Annotated in this window: 16 protein-coding genes and 1 tRNA gene; 3 read left to right on the forward strand and 14 right to left on the reverse strand. The window is 45.6% G+C overall.

Going from position 1 to position 19254, the window contains the following annotated elements; all coding sequences use genetic code 11:
• Positions 1 to 252: 252 nt before the first annotated feature.
• The 7 genes from H3S83_RS10475 to H3S83_RS10505 form a co-directional block, all read right to left on the reverse strand.
• Positions 253 to 1080: an aldo/keto reductase gene (locus tag H3S83_RS10475; protein ID WP_078040453.1), complete on the reverse strand. Its 828-nt coding sequence runs from the start codon at positions 1078 to 1080 to the stop codon at positions 253 to 255.
• Positions 1081 to 1835: 755 nt separating this feature from the next.
• Entirely contained in the window at positions 1836 to 2519 is a 684-nt protein-coding gene (locus tag H3S83_RS10480; protein ID WP_198239750.1) for an MOSC domain-containing protein, read from the reverse strand.
• Between the two features lie 53 nt (positions 2520 to 2572).
• Positions 2573 to 4468: an AsmA family protein gene (locus H3S83_RS11730; RefSeq protein WP_198239751.1), complete on the reverse strand. Its 1896-nt coding sequence runs from the start codon at positions 4466 to 4468 to the stop codon at positions 2573 to 2575.
• 207 nt (positions 4469 to 4675) lie between these two features.
• Positions 4676 to 5374 carry a polysaccharide deacetylase family protein gene (locus H3S83_RS10490; RefSeq protein WP_198239752.1) on the reverse strand — a complete coding sequence of 233 codons (699 nt, stop codon included), beginning with the start codon at positions 5372 to 5374 and terminating at the stop codon, positions 4676 to 4678.
• A gap of 1 nt (position 5375) precedes the next feature.
• On the reverse strand, positions 5376 to 6116 hold the full coding sequence (locus H3S83_RS10495; protein WP_198239753.1) for a glycosyltransferase family 25 protein: 741 nt from the start codon (positions 6114 to 6116) through the stop codon (positions 5376 to 5378).
• 92 nt (positions 6117 to 6208) lie between these two features.
• Positions 6209 to 6832: a glycosyltransferase family 29 protein gene (locus H3S83_RS10500; RefSeq protein WP_198239754.1), complete on the reverse strand. Its 624-nt coding sequence runs from the start codon at positions 6830 to 6832 to the stop codon at positions 6209 to 6211.
• Between the two features lie 194 nt (positions 6833 to 7026).
• Positions 7027 to 7935, reverse strand: coding sequence for a LysR family transcriptional regulator (locus H3S83_RS10505; RefSeq protein WP_198239755.1), 909 nt, complete (start codon positions 7933 to 7935; stop codon positions 7027 to 7029).
• 93 nt (positions 7936 to 8028) lie between these two features.
• Here H3S83_RS10505 and H3S83_RS10510 point away from each other — a divergent pair, with 93 nt between their 5' ends.
• The 3 genes from H3S83_RS10510 (at position 8029) to folD (ending at position 10479) form a co-directional block, all read left to right on the forward strand.
• Entirely contained in the window at positions 8029 to 8436 is a 408-nt protein-coding gene (locus H3S83_RS10510; RefSeq protein WP_198239756.1) for a CidA/LrgA family protein, read from the forward strand.
• A gap of 19 nt (positions 8437 to 8455) precedes the next feature.
• Positions 8456 to 9166, forward strand: a complete 711-nt coding sequence (locus H3S83_RS10515) for an LrgB family protein (RefSeq protein ID WP_077973636.1) — start codon at positions 8456 to 8458, stop codon at positions 9164 to 9166.
• Between the two features lie 413 nt (positions 9167 to 9579).
• On the forward strand, positions 9580 to 10479 hold the full coding sequence (folD, locus tag H3S83_RS10520; protein ID WP_078040060.1) for a bifunctional methylenetetrahydrofolate dehydrogenase/methenyltetrahydrofolate cyclohydrolase FolD: 900 nt from the start codon (positions 9580 to 9582) through the stop codon (positions 10477 to 10479).
• 122 nt (positions 10480 to 10601) lie between these two features.
• On the opposite strand, the gene edd is transcribed toward folD, so the two are convergent.
• The 7 genes from edd to H3S83_RS10555 all read right to left on the reverse strand — a co-directional run bounded on the left by edd (position 10602) and on the right by H3S83_RS10555 (position 18874).
• On the reverse strand, positions 10602 to 12437 hold the full coding sequence (gene edd, locus H3S83_RS10525) for a phosphogluconate dehydratase (RefSeq protein ID WP_198239757.1): 1836 nt from the start codon (positions 12435 to 12437) through the stop codon (positions 10602 to 10604).
• 14 nt (positions 12438 to 12451) lie between these two features.
• Entirely contained in the window at positions 12452 to 13219 is a 768-nt protein-coding gene (pgl, locus tag H3S83_RS10530; protein ID WP_077972815.1) for a 6-phosphogluconolactonase, read from the reverse strand.
• Positions 13220 to 13229: 10 nt separating this feature from the next.
• Positions 13230 to 14708 (reverse strand): glucose-6-phosphate dehydrogenase, encoded by a 1479-nt coding sequence (gene zwf, locus H3S83_RS10535; RefSeq protein WP_198239758.1) that lies wholly within the window; start codon positions 14706 to 14708, stop codon positions 13230 to 13232.
• A 332-nt stretch (positions 14709 to 15040) separates the two neighbouring features.
• Positions 15041 to 16324: an FAD-binding oxidoreductase gene (locus H3S83_RS10540; protein ID WP_198239759.1), complete on the reverse strand. Its 1284-nt coding sequence runs from the start codon at positions 16322 to 16324 to the stop codon at positions 15041 to 15043.
• Positions 16325 to 16335: 11 nt separating this feature from the next.
• The gene (locus H3S83_RS10545) at positions 16336 to 17763 is read right to left on the reverse strand and encodes a glutamine synthetase family protein (protein ID WP_198239760.1); all 1428 of its coding nucleotides are present in this window, start codon (positions 17761 to 17763) and stop codon (positions 16336 to 16338) included.
• Between the two features lie 639 nt (positions 17764 to 18402).
• Positions 18403 to 18479, reverse strand: a tRNA-His gene (locus H3S83_RS10550).
• A gap of 71 nt (positions 18480 to 18550) precedes the next feature.
• Positions 18551 to 18874, reverse strand: coding sequence for a hypothetical protein (locus H3S83_RS10555; protein WP_198239761.1), 324 nt, complete (start codon positions 18872 to 18874; stop codon positions 18551 to 18553).
• Positions 18875 to 19254 lie beyond the last annotated feature (380 nt).

Consider the following 19254-nt stretch of genomic DNA (forward strand, 5'->3'; position numbering starts at 1 on the left):
GCACGAATAGCAACATAGTGCTTAAAAATTCCGACTTTTCTGTTCCTTCCTTCCCCTAAGCGGAAAAAACGAAATACGAAAGAGCATTCGTAAGCAGGAAGAATCTATTCAGACAATTTTTTGGTAAAAAACACTACGAATACGGATAACGGCAAAACAGCAGAAACAACGATATTTAAGCCCGTTAAACCCCGTTTAATAAAGCGGCGCCACAAAAGGCGCCACTTTTATCATGTCAATACAGTGGAAATTTCAACCTTGAAATTCGGCCGGATTTGGTCCCAATCGGCCATCGACTTTATCAAGGGCTGCAATCGCGTCATGATTGGCAGCGGTAAGCGCAAAGTCGAATATATTGAAATTCTCGGCCATACGTTCCGGTGATTGCGATTTCGGAATAGCGATTGTGCCCATTTCGATATGCCAACGCAAAATAATTTGTGCGACAGTCTTATGATGTTCATCGGCAATCTTTTTCAACACCGGATCATCAAAAAATTGCCCCCGACCGAGTGGTGCCCATGCTTCTGTCAATATATTATTCTTGTCGTGAAATATGCGTAATTGCTTTTGTTGAAAATGCGGGTGCAATTCCACCTGATTGACCGCGGGAGCAACACCGGTTTCCTTGATGAGGCGCTCAAGATCGACAATACGGAAATTGCAAACGCCGATTGAACGAACGCGGTTTTCCTGTTTGAGCCTGATCAAAGCTTTCCACGTTTCTACAAAAAGATCACGCGCTGGCAACGGCCAATGAATAAGATAGAGATCAATTGCATTCATATTGAGCCGTTTGGCACTTTCTTCAAAAGCGCGCATCGTATTGTCATAGCCTTGGTCGCTATTCCACACTTTGGTGGTAATAAAAATATTTTTGCGTTCGATACCTGAATCAGCAACACCAAGCCCGACACCTTTTTCATTGTCATAAGCTTTGGCTGTATCAATGTGCCGGTAGCCTGTCTTTATTGCCTGTTTAACAGCATCTCTGGTATCTTGTTCGGGAATTTTAAAAACCCCGAAGCCCAATTGTGGAATGGACAAGCCATCATTCATCTTAAGCAAGGGAACCGATATTTTTTGTGATAATTCTGGCATCTATTGTCCTTGAATCTCCTGTTAAAATGAACTTCGCTCCACATGCGTTAGCAACGCATATGGATTATTCTTCAATGGTCATCATAATGCATAATCCCTTGAATTGACAGCAAGGGAAAAAAGCTTTTTCATAACAAATAAAATTGATAGCCATATTTTATTTTTAAAAAACAAGAATTTTCTTAATTATTCGTCAAAAATGATTAAAAAATAAAATAAAAACAATCTATTTATAAAATTATTTTTACACCTTTTCCATCATCATTGGCAATCTATATTTAAAGAAAATTGTTTCAATAAAATATTATTTTATAATTTCATAAAATGAAATTTTCAGGCTTACGCACCGGTCCATGATATGAAGCAGATTTGCGAGCCTGTGCCCCTCCTATTTCTTTTACTGTAGCTCAAAAAAGTCGAACCGGTTTCACAAAAACTTTCGAAAAACGATTTGTTCAGATTTTTTAATATCGAAATAGGAAATCTTTATCGCATAAGCTCACTCGATCAGGGTCTCTCCATGATGAAATTCAATAACGGCAACTATCGGGATGATAGCCATATGCAAAATTTGACAATTTTTCTATTTTACAGAGCGTAAAATCGGACAATTTTGCTATTCTTTCTCCCTTCTTTAACCGGAGCTGACAGATACGGGAAAGCTCCACCCGAAAATGTGAAAGGGAAAATAGGCCTCTCGGATATTTTTAATTGGCTCATCGCTTGACTGTTATTCAAGCTATTCCGGTCAATCTTTTTGTCCAGTCTTCAATCTGGTGACTGTCCAGTCTTTTTTGCGCAAGAGATCGCCAGCTCGGTGATAATTCTTCAAGGGACGCAATTTGTGATAATTCATCATAATCATTGCGTGTCACGTAAAAAGCCTTCCATATCCGATAAATAGTCCAATCTTCGTGACGTCGTTCGAGGAGTTCAAGCTCGTCTTGCAGAGTTATTTCACCCTCCTCTAAAACACGATAATACCAGCCTGTTCGCCCGCTCTTTTGTGTGCGCAGTGACATATCGGCTATACCGAACCTCACATTGAGCCGAAAACACGGTTGTCTTCCTTGAGAAACCTCAATGATTGCCTTGCCTAACCGGAATATATCGCCAACCGCGATATTTTTTTCACTCACGCCTGACGTTGAAAGGTTTTCTCCAAACGCTGTCGGCGTGTCAAACACCGCTTTATGCCCCAATTCTTTCTTCCAATATGCATAATGGTCGAAATCATAATGATGAACTGCCTTTTCTAGACCTCCATGATGTTTCTTGTCTGCCTGCTCATCACCGATAAAGCCGGTTTTGGTGAGTAAAAGCGGCCTATCGACCGGTTTTTTGTCGATTCCGCTTTGTAAGTTGTCAGGCCCGATAGACTTGATCGGTCCGACAGAGAGTGCCAAAAGTTTTACCATTTTTTGTCCCGCCAATTCAGTAAAAAAGCCTTCAAAAGGCCCAATAGTGCGGTTTATCGATCTTCATCGATTTCGTCATCTTTTATAAGATCAATCCCGTCATCAGGAAAACCATTTCCTGATAACAAGAAATTCAAAGGTTTAACCAAGCTATTTGCAACGCAGGTGACATCCTGACACGAGGCATCGGAACGAGGAACTTTTTCAAGTACCGAATGAAGCTTGATCTGATAGCCCTTTTTCTTAACCCCATCATTTTGCAGATCGGCTTTTCCTTTTGCCAAAAGTCGCCAATTGCCGATAAACATAGAAGATTTGTCGATAAGCAGATTTTCATCGGTAATGGTTGATTCGATATCCCAGCGGTCGAAACCGGTGGAAACATTATCGGATTTTTCTATGTGGGTTTTATCGTCAGAGCTTATGGCTCTCCGGATCGAATGAATGTCATAACCTTTAAGAGTGCCCGATGACATATTCAACGTCAAATGCCCCTGCATTTTGGAAAGTACGTCCGGCCAACGGGTGAAGGGCGCATGCATTGTCAATATGAAACCGGTTTTGGCAATAACCGGAAAGGGACGCTCAAAAGCTTGTGCTATTGACTGGAGATCAAGCGAGTTTCCCGATATGCGCCCTTCAATACCGGCTTTGTTATTATCGCGACTGATCTGGATATTTGATTGTATGGCCCCGCCAAAAGCATTGGCATTGCCAAGATCGAATATGCCTTTTCCGTTTCTGATCTGGATAGCGGCGGCAAGATTATTGAGAGTGACATTGCCGAGTTTTGCTTCCGGTGCCGACATCCGTATATCAAGGCCGATGCGGTCAAGAACAGAAAGATCAAGAAATTCGTTTTTCTCTTCATCAGGAAAAAACGTCGCAATCAATGTATCAAGATTGAGCCTATCAAAAGCAAGAGATCCACTGACAAGCGGTAAGTCGTCCTGATAGCCGGTAGCCAAAGCGCCACGTGCATTGTCCTTGTCAAAACTGAAAATAACATTATTGAATTGCATATGTCCGGGTTGGGCTGAAAAATCCGATTCCCAAACCAGCGGGGCCTTCAAGCCCTGTCCCAACAACTGGTGATAGCCCAACCAATCCAGAGTTTTGTTCCAGCCTGGCGAGCGGGCGGAAAGCCTGCCGTCGAAAATATAATTGTCCGAAAGCCGCCCTTTTCCTTCAAACGTAATACCGCCACTTAAAGAATTGAGACTGGCTCTGAGATCACTCGTACCGCCGGACAACAATATCAGCGCCTGCATAGCATCGATACGTAAATCGGTCGCCTGCCCGTGCCATAACGCGTTGGCGCGAAAACTTGCTGCCCTCGTTGATTCGGGCCATTCGACAACGGCATTAAGAGCAGTGATTTTTTCAGCCATCCCGCCAAGACTTTTGCGATAAAGGAGTTCGCCATTTTCAATAACAATCCTGCCGAAAGGCTGGTTGAGAAGGCGTGTCGTATCCGGATGATCGGGATTTTTTTCCACAATTTCGCGCGCTTCACGAACCGCTGATCCTAGACTTCCCTGCGAACGGGAAAGAGTGTCGAAAAAATCCGCAACTGTTTTGACCGGTTCTTCCATAACAAAATGCGGATTGATGATGCGGGTCTGCGAAAACGAAATATGCCCGAGTAAAGCATCAAAGAGTGATAAATCGACCTCGATACGCTCCGCCTCCATAAGTGGAGCGGCTTCATCATTCATCGGCGTGAGCGTAACGCCGGAAAGTGACGCTTTGGGATAGGGAAAAAGATCAAGGTGCGGAGCTTCACGCAATTGCACATTATAGCCGGTCCAGGCACTGAGATCCTGCGCCAGACGAATCCGGATAGCATCGGTCGAGACGACAAGCGGCAATAACAGGAAAATTGCCACGCCGACAATAACCAGCAAAAAAATCAGAGCGCCGACATATTTTACGATTTTTTTGTGCACCTCGTCCCTTTACTCTCTATTAACCATAAAAGAATAAAACCGAATTACATTTCGGCTTCCAGTGAAAAGCTTGTTTCTGAAATGCCCTTGTTTAAATTTTTGCCGGGTCTTTTTGCCCGGCATTTTTTTAGATGAATTTTGACCGCACGACAACAACAATGGTTAAAAACCCGCCTTTATGCCCCGCTTAGCTTAATAAACATTTGGTTAGCGCAATAGACATTTGGCTAAAAAATGCAAAATTGTGTCATTGCGGCGAATACTGTGTCTTGGCAGTTCGTAATCCCCTTCATTTCCACGTGCCCGTGATTTGATGGTTGTTACAGCAAAATGATAACCGGCATCGTGCACTATTTTGCGTATTGCTTCATTTTCATCGCCAAATGGATAGGCAAAAGAGACAAGCGGCGCCCCGAGCTCCTCCTCGAGCTTTTGCTTGTTTTCGACGATCTGACGTTTTGCTTCTTGAAGTGGAATATCTTTCAAATGCAGGTGGTCATTCGTGTGGCCTCCCACTTCATGTCCATGGGCGGCCCAGTCTCTCATTTCATCAAATGTCATGATTTTATTGCGTTCCGAACGCTCGTTATCCCACGAATTATCAAGCCCCATATGCGACGAGACAAAAAAATTCGTGGCACTGAACCCCAATTCGTCGAGGATAGGCATAGCATCCTGATAGACAGATAAAAAACCGTCGTCGAATGTAATGGCTGCAACTCTGTCTTTTTTCTCACCCCGAATATAGGGCATTGCCTCTTTGAGAGACAAACCTTTAAAGCCAAGCCATTTCAGAACACGCATCTGTTTGGCAAAATTTTTAACAGTTACATAATTCGAGCGCCCCGGAATTCCCGCTTTGGGTGGCATTCCAATGTGATGATAAAGAAGAATGGGGACAGCCATCTCAACCTTCCTGACGTTTTGATAAAGCCCTGATACGATGCCGATAAAGCGGACGTGCGATTTCACGATAAAGGCGGGCAAAAAATGAATGTTTACTTTTTATTGTCGAGCCGCCTAGTTTTGCAGAAATTTCACGAACCACCGGAGGTAAAATAACCTCCGGATGAACACCGGTTTTCCAATAAAGTTGCTCGCTTGTGTCGACCGGCCGATCGAATATTCCGGTTGCATCAAGAAGTTTCTTGGCGGCATTGCGCCCGACAAGCTGGGCAACCTGCCCCAAACCGGTTTCTGTTGGCCTGATCAGTTTAATGTCATCTTTTTCGGCAATTATTTTACCGGTCTCGCGCAACCGGAAAGGAAAACGGATGAAACTGTCGCAATTACTGTTCTCAACTGCGAAACGGAAAACTTCATAAAATCGCTCGTCGAGGGCAACATCGTCTTCAACCACAAAACCGGCATCTAACCTCTCATCAATTATTTTTTGCCAGGCGAGCCTGTGGGATAAAAAACACGCAATTTCATTTTTTGATAATGTGAAAGGATAATAAGGACGATAGAGCTTTTTTTGATAAAAGCGATGAATTGTTTGATCATCCAGAGAAAGACTATCTATCGCATTTAAAACAATTGTCGGACATGGGAGATATTTCTTCAAAAGCGCTACCTGACTTTCCCGTTCATTTGCCCGTTCAAGATGAATAACAAGTGCTTTAATGGTTTTTAATGAACCGTTCATAGTTATCCTGAAAATCCGACAGCGGAACCGACAAGTTTTTTGTCATAATACGGATTGCATGAAAAGAAAACAACGGCGATCAATCACGCTTGTTACAAGAAATGGCAAGTTCCATCGTCTATACGCTCACGCACCCATTTTTCTTCTGTTGACCAGGCATGGTGCTTCCACCCCTGCCAGGTAAAACCGCAGATAAAAATTTCCCATTCCGACAAATCGAACTGTTTCAAACAATCCCAAATGCCGAGATAGCCGGTCGATGGAAACCATTCCTTTAGTTTATTGCCTTCAATGCCGATTTCAGCACAAGCTTCAAGATAGAACTGCGCGGATTTTATCACCACATCCTTGCTCGCCCCGCCAAAAACTTTGATAGCCTTATCGGTCCAGTCGAGCCTTCGGTGTTTTAATAATCGCGAGCTCAGGCGGGGACGTGCAAAATAAGTCTTCATAATATAGGGATGATAGACCAGTGTAATGAGCTCTGCCTGTTTAAAAAATTTGTATTCCAGAAAAGAATGATCTTCAAGTTTCTGCTGCATTGGCTTGCCGGAGTTGCACATCATCAGACAACTGGTCTTTGAACCACTCCAGCCGTCAAGAAGTCTGGGACGATTGAAGCGTAAAACATAGTCTGCGCTATCTATCTCTTCCGACAAATCTCTCGGTAAATCGGCATTTCCAACAACGATGAGTCGTCTTTTTTGAGTACCCATAAAGCCATTCCCAAGTTTGACGCTTTACGTCCCCGCTTTTAAATGATCGCACACAAGCGGTAATTTACTGTTTTAAATGGCAGGATAATAGAAATTTAATTGTTAGACGCAAGAACTATTCGCCGATATTTTAAGAGAATTTTACACTATGTTGCTTCTACACCTTTTTTTTCTTGGTTTCTGGAAAAAACGGCTCATGATTTTACGCTGTTATTTACCTTTAATGTTTCGTCATGATATTCACCCGACAGCCGCAACCATTCGCGAGCCGCATAGGAAAGGTGACTATTGCTACGCCAAATCAATGCCATATGCCATTCAATAATTGTGTCGGTCATTTCAACCATTTTGACATTTTTGACATTCCGTTTTTCCGCAATCATACGGGGTAAAAAACCAACCCCCATTCCCGCTGCCACCAACCCAAATAAAAAGTCGATCTGACTCGAGCGCGCCGAAACGATTGGTGACAGTCCTTTTTTATGAAATGTTTCAATAACAAGCGGTGTCAAAGCGAATTGACTGGCAAAAAGCACAAACGGATATTCAACAAGTTCTTTGGCTGTGATTGTGGTTCGCTCTCCGGCAAGACTGGCCGGCATTAAGGCAACAACAGGATCATTACGAACATCCTGATAATCGAAGCCATTCGCAATTGGTACCAGAGAACCGGCAAGTTCGATTTCGCCCTGCCGCACCAGCTCTTCCAGTTTTTTGCTCCCGTGTTCGACTATATTGATATCAATCTGCGGATGCGAAGACGTATAGCGGGCAAGAACCGGAGCAAAAAGCTCCGAACTGCCAATAGGGGGAAGTCCTATTTTCAAAATACCCCGTTTTAGCCCCTTCAATTCGGCGATCTCGCGTTCCATTGCCGATTCTTCGGCAAGAATTCGTTGGGCATGACGTAAGACATATTCGCCCGCCGCTGTAAGCTGCATTTTTCCTTTGTTTCGATTGATTAATTTGGTTCCATACTGTCTTTCAAGCTGGGCCAGAGATTTACTGATCGTCGATTGCGTCGAGTTCAAAACTTTCGCGGCCGAGGAAAAGCCGTTCTGGCGTATAATTTCAACAAAGGCTTCAAGTGTTCTAATTTGCATGACTATTCTATATCAGAATAGTCATCATGAATTCAATTCATTTTACGAATGACACAGCATCACTTATCTAACGTTTTGTCAGGAGTAAATTAAATGATACATCGTCTCTCTATTCAAACACGCCGGCTTTTCCATCGCAACATATATGCACAGATGGGACTTTTGTGCGCATTCTGGATTGGTGGCGAGGTCATTACCTGGGCACTGAACCTACCGATTCCGGGCGCCATTATCGGTATGGTCCTCGCACTTCTTGCGCTAGCTAGCCACAAACTCAGCATATTAAGCATGAAACGCGGTGCCGATTGGCTCATTGCCGAAATGCTCCTGTTTTTTGTTCCAGCCGTTCTTGCCCTACTCAATCACAAAGAATTTATCGGCTTGTTAGGGATTAAAATTCTGGTTGTCATTCTGGGGGGTACCTTTGTTGTTATGAGTATCACCGCCTTGACAATAGATCTTTGTTACCGCTGGATGTTAATGCGCCATGTCAAACATTGAAGCAAATCTTGAACAATATATGGCCGATATCGAGCTTTATACCAGTCCGGTTTTCAAAACGGTTTTCTGGTCGCTCGTTACCATCCTTCTCTATATGGCGGCTAAAGCATTTTACCGTCGTTTTTCTTATTGGTGGCTCACACCATTGGCGGTGACACCGCTTCTTTTGATGATTGTTGTCGTCTTGCTTAAAGGCGACTACGCCCATTACATCAAAGCTACCCATTGGCTGGTTGCTATTCTGGGGCCGGTCACCGTTGCCTTTGCCGTACCAATCTGGCAGCAACGCCGCATCATCGTTAAAAACTGGTTTATTCTTACAATCGGTATCATCGTCGGTTCTTTTGCCTCGATGTTGTCGGCCTGGGGGCTTGCAACACTTATGCAACTTGATCCGACTTTGCGGCTCAGTCTTATGCCGCGTTCGATCAGCACACCTTTTGCCATGGAGGTTTCGGGCGATATTGGCGGCATTCCGGATTTGACAGCTATTTTTGTTGTTCTGACGGGTGTTATGGGCGCTGCACTCGGTGAAGTGATTGTCAAATATTTGCCCCTACGCTCGTCTCTTGCACGTGGTGCTCTTTTCGGTATGGGGGCACACGGAGCAGGCGTCGCCCGTGCCCACCAGATGGGGCGCCAAGAAGGGTCGATTGCCGGCCTCGTTATGGTGATGGTTGGCATTGTCAATGTTCTGCTTGCGCCAATTCTGGGGTGGCTTCTGAAATAGAACAAAAAATATGCGGTTCTTTATAAAAACCGCATATAATTTTTTTGCCCCGTGTTCTTAGCCGGTCATACAATTTTTCTTTATAGCAAAACACATTGATAAGGGGTTTTGGCTGTTCCGGTAACGCGCGAATTTTTGCCCCCACGCTTATTTTGCACATTTTTTTGATAAAAAAGCTTCCCGTCCGCTCAAAATATGCGAGAATCTTCATTCGAATTTTTACCGTAGGACAGCATCGTCTCATTATTTGGCCGCTTTAACGGAGGGAGGCCTATTTTCTCTTGCTCTTGCAGCCGAACTCACTATTTTCCAACTCCTCTGTGTCAAATGCGTACAATCTTGACACAATGACCTGTTTTATTTCAGGAAAATGCTTTAAAGCAGAACAAAAAGCCGAGTGAAAGGATTCCTCTATGGCCAATGTGATCGACGGGAAAAAACTTTCTGAAGACATCCTTGCCAAGGTAAAACAGGAAACTGCTGTTTTACGTGAACAACACAATATTCAACCGGGTATTGCGGTGATTATTGTCGGAGAGGATTCTGCCAGCAAGGTTTATGTTGCATCCAAGGAAAAACGCGCCGAAGAATGCGGTTTTCTATCGAACAAATATGAACTGGATGAAAAAACCAGCGAGTCGGATTTGCTTGCCCTTGTCAAGGAACTCAATGAAGACAAAAATATTCACGGCATTCTGGTGCAATTGCCATTACCGGCGCATATCAATGCTGATCATGTCATCCAGACAATTTCGCCCGATAAAGATGTTGACGGCTTCCACTATATCAATGCCGGAAAACTCATGACCGGTGCAATCGAAGATGCATTTATTCCCTGCACACCCGCCGGTATTATGTTCATGATCAACCATGGTTTGGGTAAAGATCTTTCCGGCCTTGATGCAGTGGTCGTCGGCCGTTCGAATATCGTAGGAAAACCTGTTGCAGCGCTCCTTCTTGCGGCCAATGCAACAGTAACGATTGCCCATAGCCGCACTCGCGAAATTGATGATGTCTGCCGTAGCGCCGACATTCTCGTGGCAGCGGTCGGTAAACCCGAAATGATCAAAGGTGACTGGATAAAACCCGGTGCCACGGTCATTGATGTCGGCATCAACCGCATTCCTGCACCTGAAAGAGGTCAGGGTAAAACACGTCTTGTCGGTGATGTCGAATATCAAACCGCAGAAAAAGTGGCAGGCTTCATTACCCCTGTTCCGGGTGGTGTCGGGCCTATGACAATTGCAATGTTAATGGCAAATACTTTGAAAGCGGCTTGCAAGGCAAATAATTTGCCATTGCCAAAATTCTGATTGGGTTGCGATATTTCCTTCAAAACATTTACTGACTGAATGTCATTTCAGAAGATCAATAAAAAACGCTCCGGAACAATCAAATCCGGAGCGTTTTTTATGACTATCAAGCTTTAAAACTGCTATTTGCGCAAAGGTCCGACGACAACGCTTGCCCCTTGATCGGCCCGTCCGACAAATTCGCGGAAGACACGGAAAAGCTCGCGTCCGGTACCGAATTCATGTGCTGAAAGATCAGGGTGTTCAATCGGTCTGTTGTTGAACTCCTGTTCATTGACAAGAATTGTCAATGTTCCCTCATTGGCATCAAGCCGGATCATATCGCCGTCTTTCAACCGTGCAATCGGACCATTATCAAGTGCTTCCGGTGTGACATGGATGGCAGCCGGAATTTTTCCGGATGCGCCGGACATACGACCATCGGTTACAAGGGCAATCTTCTGCCCGCGATCCTGCAATACGCCAAGAACCGTCGTCAGTTTATGCAATTCCGGCATACCATTGGCTTTTGGCCCCTGATAGCGCACAACGGCAACAAAATCCTTGCCATCAAGTTTACCGGCTTTGAAAGCATCTTGAAGTTCCAGTTGGTCATTGAAAACCAAAGCCGGTGCTTCGATCAACCAGCGTTCGGGTTTGACTGCCGATACTTTGATAATGGCAGCCCCCATATTGCCGGAAAGCACACGAATGCCGCCGTCCGGTTGGAAGGGTTTCCGCCAACCGGTGAGTACTTTTTCATCGCCACTCTTTTCCGGTGCCGGTTCACGCACAACTTGCCCGTCACTTCCAAGTTTCGGTTCGGTAGCATAAGCATCCAAGCCCTCGCCGAAAACTGTGCGGACATCATCATGAACAAGACCCGCTTCAATCAATTGTTTGATGACAAATCCCATGCCGCCTGCGGCATGAAAATAGTTCACATCGGCAAGACCATTGGGATAAACGCGCGCGATAAGCGGAACAACCGATGAAATTTCGGCAATATCGCCCCAGGTAAGATCAATACCTGCCGCATGTGCCATAGCGATCAGATGAATTGTATGGTTGGTCGAACCTCCAGTCGCATTCAACCCGACAATCGCATTGACAAATGACCTTTCGTCGATCATCGCACCGACCGGCGTATATTCATTGCCAAGGGCGGTAATTTTGAGAGCACGCTTTGTTGCTTCCCGCGTCAACGCATCGCGCAAGGGCGTATTGGGGTTGATGAAAGCAGCTCCCGGCATATGAAGCCCCATCATTTCCATCATCATCTGGTTGGAATTGGCAGTTCCATAGAAAGTGCAGGTTCCCGGCCCATGATAGGATGTCGCTTCCGATTGTAGCAATGCCTTGCGGTCAACCTTGCCTTCTGCATAAAGCTGGCGGATTTCGGCTTTTTTGTCGTTGCCCTGACCGGTTGTCATCGGGCCTGAAGGCACAAAAATTGCCGGAATATGCCCGAAGGTCAAAGCGGCAATGACAAGACCCGGCACAATTTTATCGCAAATACCAAGATAAAGTGCAGCATCAAATACATCATGCGACAAGCCGACGGCAGCAGCCATTGCTATCACATCGCGTGAAAAAAGCGACAGTTCCATACCGGTATAACCTTGGGTAATGCCGTCGCACATTGCCGGAACACCGCTTGCAACTTCGGCTACACCACCGGCCTCGCGCGCTGCAGCCCTGATAATTTCAGGAAAAGCTTCAAAAGGCTGATGCGCGGACAACATATCATTATAGGCTGTGATAATGCCGATATTGCCGACAACGTCTTCTTTCAACCGCTCTTTATCAAGCGGTGCACAGGCAGCAAAGCTGTGCGCCTGATTGGCACAGGCAAAAAAGCTGCGACGCGGGCGATTGCGTGCGGCATGGTTTATCCGGTCAAGATAGATTTCGCGACTTTTCTTTGACCGTTCGCGAATCCGGTCTGTCACGGCAGCAATAGTGCCTGAAAGAGACATGTTCTTTCTTTCTCCTAAACTGAAACTGTATCAAATAACGAATGGGTTCCATCCGTGATCTGCTTTTCCTCTTCATTCGGCGACCAATAGACTTGAACAGGATGGCGTGTATTTTTCAACACTGCACGAATAGGCAATTCTTCAACCGGTCCGTCTTCTAAAGCCCGTTCGAAAACATCGAGTTTCGTCTGACCTTCAATATGAAGAGCAATAAAACGTGCTTCGACAATAACGGGCAATGTAAGCGTTAAGCGGGCTTCCTTCAAGCCACGTGCATGAATTGGTAAAACCAGCGCACGCGATTCCGGATCAATAGCCTGTTTCAAGCGGTCACCACCCGGGAAGAACGAGGCTGTATGCCCGTCGGTTCCCATACCAAGAACGATCACATCAAAAGGCCGCGGCAGGCCGTTGATGCGACTTGCTGCGGAAAAGGCCGCAAGTTCTGCGGTGATCGACGGGTTATAAAGGCCATAAAAGCGGGCTTTCGAGGCGAAATTCTGTAATAGGCTTGAACGCACCAGACGCTCGTTGGAACGATCATCTGTCACGGGCACAAAACGTTCATCCACCAGAGTGACAAGAATATTTTTCCAATCAATATCTGCCTTGGCAAGGTAATGGAAAAAAAGTTCTGGCGTTTTACCACCTGATACGGCGAGCACTGCCTGTTTGCGTTCAACAATAGCAACACTCAATTCCGCTGCAACCCGATCAGCCAAAGCTGAAGCCAATGCCGAAGGCGTGTCGAAATTCAGCCGGTTTGTATCCATCAAGCTCATAACAAATACCCTAAACTGTGTCGTTCCATGTGCGACCATCCCGCTCGATCAGGGCAATCGATTTTGATGGCCCCCATGTTCCTGCCGTATAACCTTGAACCGGCATATTTGTTGCTTCCCAACCTTCTTCGATCGGATCAACAAAACTCCACGCAGCTTCGACTTCATCACGCCGCATGAACAATGTCTGGTTGCCGCGTACAGCATCCATCAATAAACGTTCATAAGCGTCGGGATTGCGAACCTGAAATGAATCGGCAAATGTCATATCAAGTGGCACATGATGAAGCCGCATTCCACCCGGCCCCGGATCCTTGATCATCAGCCATTGTTTGACACCCTCGTCAGGCTGCAAACGGATAACCAGCCGGTTCGGTACGACTTCACCAGCCTCGCTGCCGAAAATATTGTAAGGAATGGGTTTGAACGTCACCACAATTTCCGACATGCGGGTCGCAAGTCGTTTGCCGGTGCGCAAATAAAAGGGCGCTCCCGCCCAACGCCAGTTATTGATATCAACTTTCAAAGCAACAAATGTTTCGGTATTGCTTTTATCTTTTTTAAGATCATCAAGATAGGAGCCGACAGGCCCGCTTGTCGAAGCACCGGCTTCATATTGGCCGCGTACGGTGCGGGTTGTTACATTATGGCTATCAATACGGGAAAGCGAATGCAGAACTTTAAGCTTCTCGTCACGGACAACATCGGCCGTATTGGCTGAAGGCGGTTCCATCGCAACCAGACACAAAAGTTGCAACATATGGTTTTGCACCATGTCGCGAAGAGCGCCCGCATTGTCATAATAACCGGCACGCCCCTCAAGCCCGACTGATTCGGCCACTGTTATCTGGACATGGTCGATATGGGCAGAATTCCATAATGGTTCATAAAGCGCATTGGCAAAGCGCAATGCCATCAAATTCTGGACAGTCTCTTTACCCAAATAATGGTCGATTCTGAAAATCTGCTTCTCGTGAAAAACCCGTGCCAATGTATCGTTCAGCTTGGTTGCGGTTTCACGATCCCGTCCAATCGGTTTTTCGACGATGATACGGGTTTCATCGGTTACCAGACCATTTTTTCCCAAATGTTCGGCAATACTACCGAAAAGTGCCGGACTGACCGCCAGATAAAAAGCCCTGATCGTATTTTTCGAAGAAATCTCGATTGCTTTTTTCAATTTGTCCCAACCGTCATCGCTTGTAGCGTCAACGGGAACGTAACTCAGTCTTTTGAGAAAACGGTCAACTTCACCTTTGTCTATATCGGCGGCCGAAACATGTTTCTTGATCGCTTGGCGCGCAAAATTGCGATATTCTTCATCAGTCAATTTCGAACGTGATGTACCGATAATGCGTGTCGGCTCACTGAATTGTCCTGTGCATTGGCGGTGATAGAGTGCGGGTAAGAGCTTTCTTTCGGCAAGATCGCCCGCACCGCCAAAAACAATGCAATCAAACGGGGGAATAGGAATTATTTTACTTACCATAGAAATACCAAAGTCCTCAGACGCTTTACCTCTAGTCGTAAATCTTACTTATATCACGATATATATGCCTTGAGGTGCTGAATAAGCTGTTAATTTGCCGGTTACTTCACCATTAAATTTATTGTACGGGCAATCAAAAACAAGCAATCTGGCGTTTCCCCTTTGGAGAAACACAATTTTTCTGTCAAATCCGGCGCTTCCAAGAGGCGTTTCCAATAGACGACAATGTGCATTCGATGCGTTCAAGCACAAATCAAGCGCAAATATTGATGTTCATCAATTTTGCGCTAGCCTCTTCATTCTTCAAAGCAGAGAATGATCAATAAACGTTTCTAGAATCGGTCCATCAAGGCAAAAAACCGCATCGCCACCCAAAGGAGCGGCGCCTTCAATGCTGTTCCACCCGGAAAAGAAGAAATTTTCAATTCTTTGAAGAGAGAAAGCCGGTCGCCCTTTCCAAGAATAGATTCTGCATAAAGCTTGCCCATAAAAGGTGCCAGCATCACACCATGACCGGAATAACCGCCACAATAAATCACATTCGGCATAATTTTTCGAACGTAAGGCATGCGTTCGACGGTAATAGCAACTGTCCCTCCCCAGCAATGGGTGAGTTCGATTTGCCCCAATTTCGGGAAAATCTCTATAATCTGGGCGCGAATACGTTCGGCAAGGTGGTCAATGAGCGAACGGTCATAGCTTTCAACCCCTCCAAATAATAAACGGTTGTCGGCACTTTTTCTGAAATAGCGCACAACAAAACGCGAATCATCAACAGCTTCGCCACCACGCAAAATTTCGCTATCGATTGGTAAGGGGGCTGTTGCTCCGATATAGGAACGTATCGGCACAATATATTTTTCGACGAAACGTTGCAAACCCAGATCATAACCATTGGTAGCAAGCAAAACCTGTTTGGCTACGATATATCCCTCGCTGGTCGTAACAATACATTTATCGCCTTCTGTCCGAACTGCCGTAGCACGGGTTTTTTCATAAAGATGCGCACCTGCTTTCGAAGCAAGATTGGCAAGCCCGACAACCAGTTTTAGCGGATTGATGTGGCCGGTACCGGTATCGCGAATTCCTCCATAATAAAAATCCGCCCCCAAACGCTCATGTGTCTCCTTGCTGTCCATAAAAGACAATTTGTCATAGCCGTAACGGAGCATATTGGCGACATGTTGCTGATAGGCGGCAATCTCGCGTTTTTTATAAGCAAGAGACAGTTGTCCTGGAACATAATCGAGATCGATTATGCCTTTCTGTTGAAAGTCCAATATATCTTTCTTGGCTTCTTCAGCGAGATCAAACAGAGCTTTTGTCCGCTCGAACCCCAGTGTTTTTTCAAGCTTTTCAACCCATTGACGCTGGCCTGTTCCAAGTTGTCCACCATTGCGGCCGGACGCTCCGTCACCAAACCGCGCCGCGTCGACAAGTACAACACTTAAGCCCGCTTTTGCCAGATGATAGCTTGCAGAAAGTCCGGTGAAGCCGCCACCGATTATAGCGACATCACAGTCTTTTTTTTCATGGAGAGAAGGATAGGTCGGGCGTTCGGCTACACTGAATTCATACCAGGATAGCCCCGGTGATATATTGTTTTCGTGAAACATAAATTGATATCCTACACATTGAGCAGCAAATATTCCCGCTCCCAAGGACTGATAACTTCCATAAACGTTTCGAATTCTTGCCGTTTTATAGCGGCATAAGTGTTAACGAATGTGTCCCCCAGCACCGAACGTAACCGTTTATTCTCGTCAAACAATGCCACCGCCTCGACAAGACCACGGGGCAAATCTACATGATCGGCATTAACAGTCTTTGACGATGGTTCGTCAGGCTTGAGTTTGTCGACAAGGCCGATAAGACCGCAGGCGAGTGATGCTGCAAGTGCAAGATAGGGATTGGCATCGGATGATGGAAGGCGATTTTCAACACGTCGCGCTTGAGGTGCCGAACGGGGAACACGAAAGGCCGTGGTCCGGTTGTCATAACCCCAATGGAGGTTGACCGGTGCCGAAAGATCCGGCACCAACCGGCGATAGGAATTGACATATGGCGCAAGCATCACCATTGCACTTGCCATATGCATCTGTAAGCCACCCAGAAAATACCGGAAGGCTTCGCTTTCACTCCCGTCGGAACGGGTAAAAATATTGTTGCCGGTCTTCACGTCGACAATAGATTGATGGATATGCATGGCCGAACCGGGCTGGCCCTCTATGGGTTTTGCCATAAAGGTTGCATACATATCATGCTTGAATGCCGCTTCACGTATGGTGCGTTTGAATAGAAAAACCTGATCGGCAAGTTCGATCGGGTCACCGTGACGCAAATTGATTTCGAGTTGGCCTGCCCCTTCTTCGTGAATCAATGTGTCGATTTCCAGACCTTGCGCCTCGGAAAAATGGTACATATCGTCGATCAGTTCGTCGAATTCGTTAACACCGGCAATGGAATAGCCCTGCCCGCCACCGATCGCGCGACCGGAGCGGCCAACAGGAGGTGTCAAAGGATAATCAGGGTCAGGATTTTTCTGGACAAGATAAAACTCTATTTCCGGTGCCACCACCGGTTTCAAACCCAATTTTGTGTATTCTTCCACAACATTGCGCAAAACATTGCGCGGCGTGAATTCAACCCGTTTACCGCTCTGGTAAACAATATCGCAAATAACTTGTGCGGTCGGATCATCTTCCCACGGGACAACACTTAAAGTTGCAAGATCGGGTTCCAATCGCAAATCACCATCATCGGCCGGATAATGGAAACCGTTGCCATCTTCGGGATAATCGCCGGAAATCGTTGCCATAAACACAGCCGAAGGCAGAGCAAGCGACGTATCGGACGTAAATTTGCTCGACGGCATCATTTTGCCGCGAGCAACACCGGCCTGATCGGGGGTAATACATTCAATGTCTTCAATACCGCGAAAAGCAAGCCACTCCGAGGCTTCGTGCCAATTTTTAACGCCATAAATATTCTTGAGATAAGCGTGTTGCAGCTTTGTGCTCTTATCTTTTGTCTTTTTTGTTTTTTTTAAGGTCATAAAACACCAAATTGAAATTTCTATGGTCTATAGATATCGGCTATCCAGTTTCAAAAATTCTAACGCCCACCGTCTTTTGTCAACCGGACGTTTATCGCTCCCGTCAGATTATCAATTTATCAAAACCGGATATAATCTATTCGTCCCGTCTTGCCCCAAGCTGATCTTGATTTTCTTATTTTCCCCCTGCCCGTCTTAAGCCTTGGCCCTACGAGCTCATATTACCTCATGGAACAAAGACCTTGCAAAGCTTTTATTACATCAACCTTTAGCCGATATTCCGATTTGCAAATTGGACGGGTTTTAACAATTTGGCTGCAAAATGTTATTTCAAGCCATTATCCGATCTTGCCTTTGGCTCGCCGGTTACTGAATGAAAACCCGTCAGACATAAAAATCATCAGTGCATAGCGCAAATTATGCAAGAGTCAGGTTTTCAACAAAAATCACTGGAAGTTCGAAGACGTTCCATTGTCTGAACATGGTTCTTCAGGCTCTTTTTTAAGCTGTCAGCGCGGCTCTATTCGAATTTTTTTAAACCGTGCTAAGCCGTTCATCTCTCTTCTGCTTTTACGTAGATGAAAGCGCTTACGCAAAAGTGCACTCTTTTTTTAAAATAACCGAAAAGCTCAGGAAAAATGGTACGGTTGGTGGGAGTTGAACCTACGACCTCTGGTGCCACAAACCAGCGCTCTAACCAACTGAGCTACAACCGCATCGCCAGAATGAAACATTCTGACGGGTGACATACGGAAGATCGAACAATTTTGCAAGTGCCTTAGCGCATTTAAACTCTATTTATTGGTATTTTCATTGGATTTTTGTCTTCGGCGGACTGCAAAATCACTGAAACTTTTATTCCGCCCGCATAATGGCACTTATTAAATTGGCAATCAATGCGGGATAAAACACGCCCAAAAATGCCGCTCCTTACCTGACTAAAAAAAAGCACAATCAACAGTTTTTCAAAACCGGATTTTCCCATTATTGCGGTGCTTTCTATAAAAACCGCTCCGCACTTTCCAGGAACTGCTTGGACACTTTCGGGGAACCAAGTTTTTAGTAAACTGGGTTTATCCCAAAACCGTACTCTTTCCTTGTCGCAGTGCACTTCCCGAAAACCGCTTCGCACTTTTCAGGCACTGCTTGGACACTTTCGGGGAACCAAGTTTTTAGTAAACTTGGGTTTATCCGAAAACCGTACTTTTTCCTTGTCGCAGTGCACTTCCTGAAAACCGTTTCACACTTTTCAGGCACTGCTCGGGTACTTTCGGGGAACCAAGTTTTTAATAAACTTGGGTTTATCCCAAAACCGTACTTTTTCCTTGTCGCAGTGCACTTCCCGAAAACCGCTTCGCACTTTTCAGGCACTGCTTGGACACTTTTGGGGAACCTAGTTTTTAATAAGCTTGGGTTTATCCCAAAACCGTACTTTTTACTTGTCGCAGTGCACTTCCCGAAAACCGCTTCGCACTTTTCAGGCACTGCTTG

Source organism: Bartonella sp. W8122 (genome assembly GCF_016102485.1).
GTDB lineage: Bacteria > Pseudomonadota > Alphaproteobacteria > Rhizobiales > Rhizobiaceae > Bartonella > Bartonella apihabitans.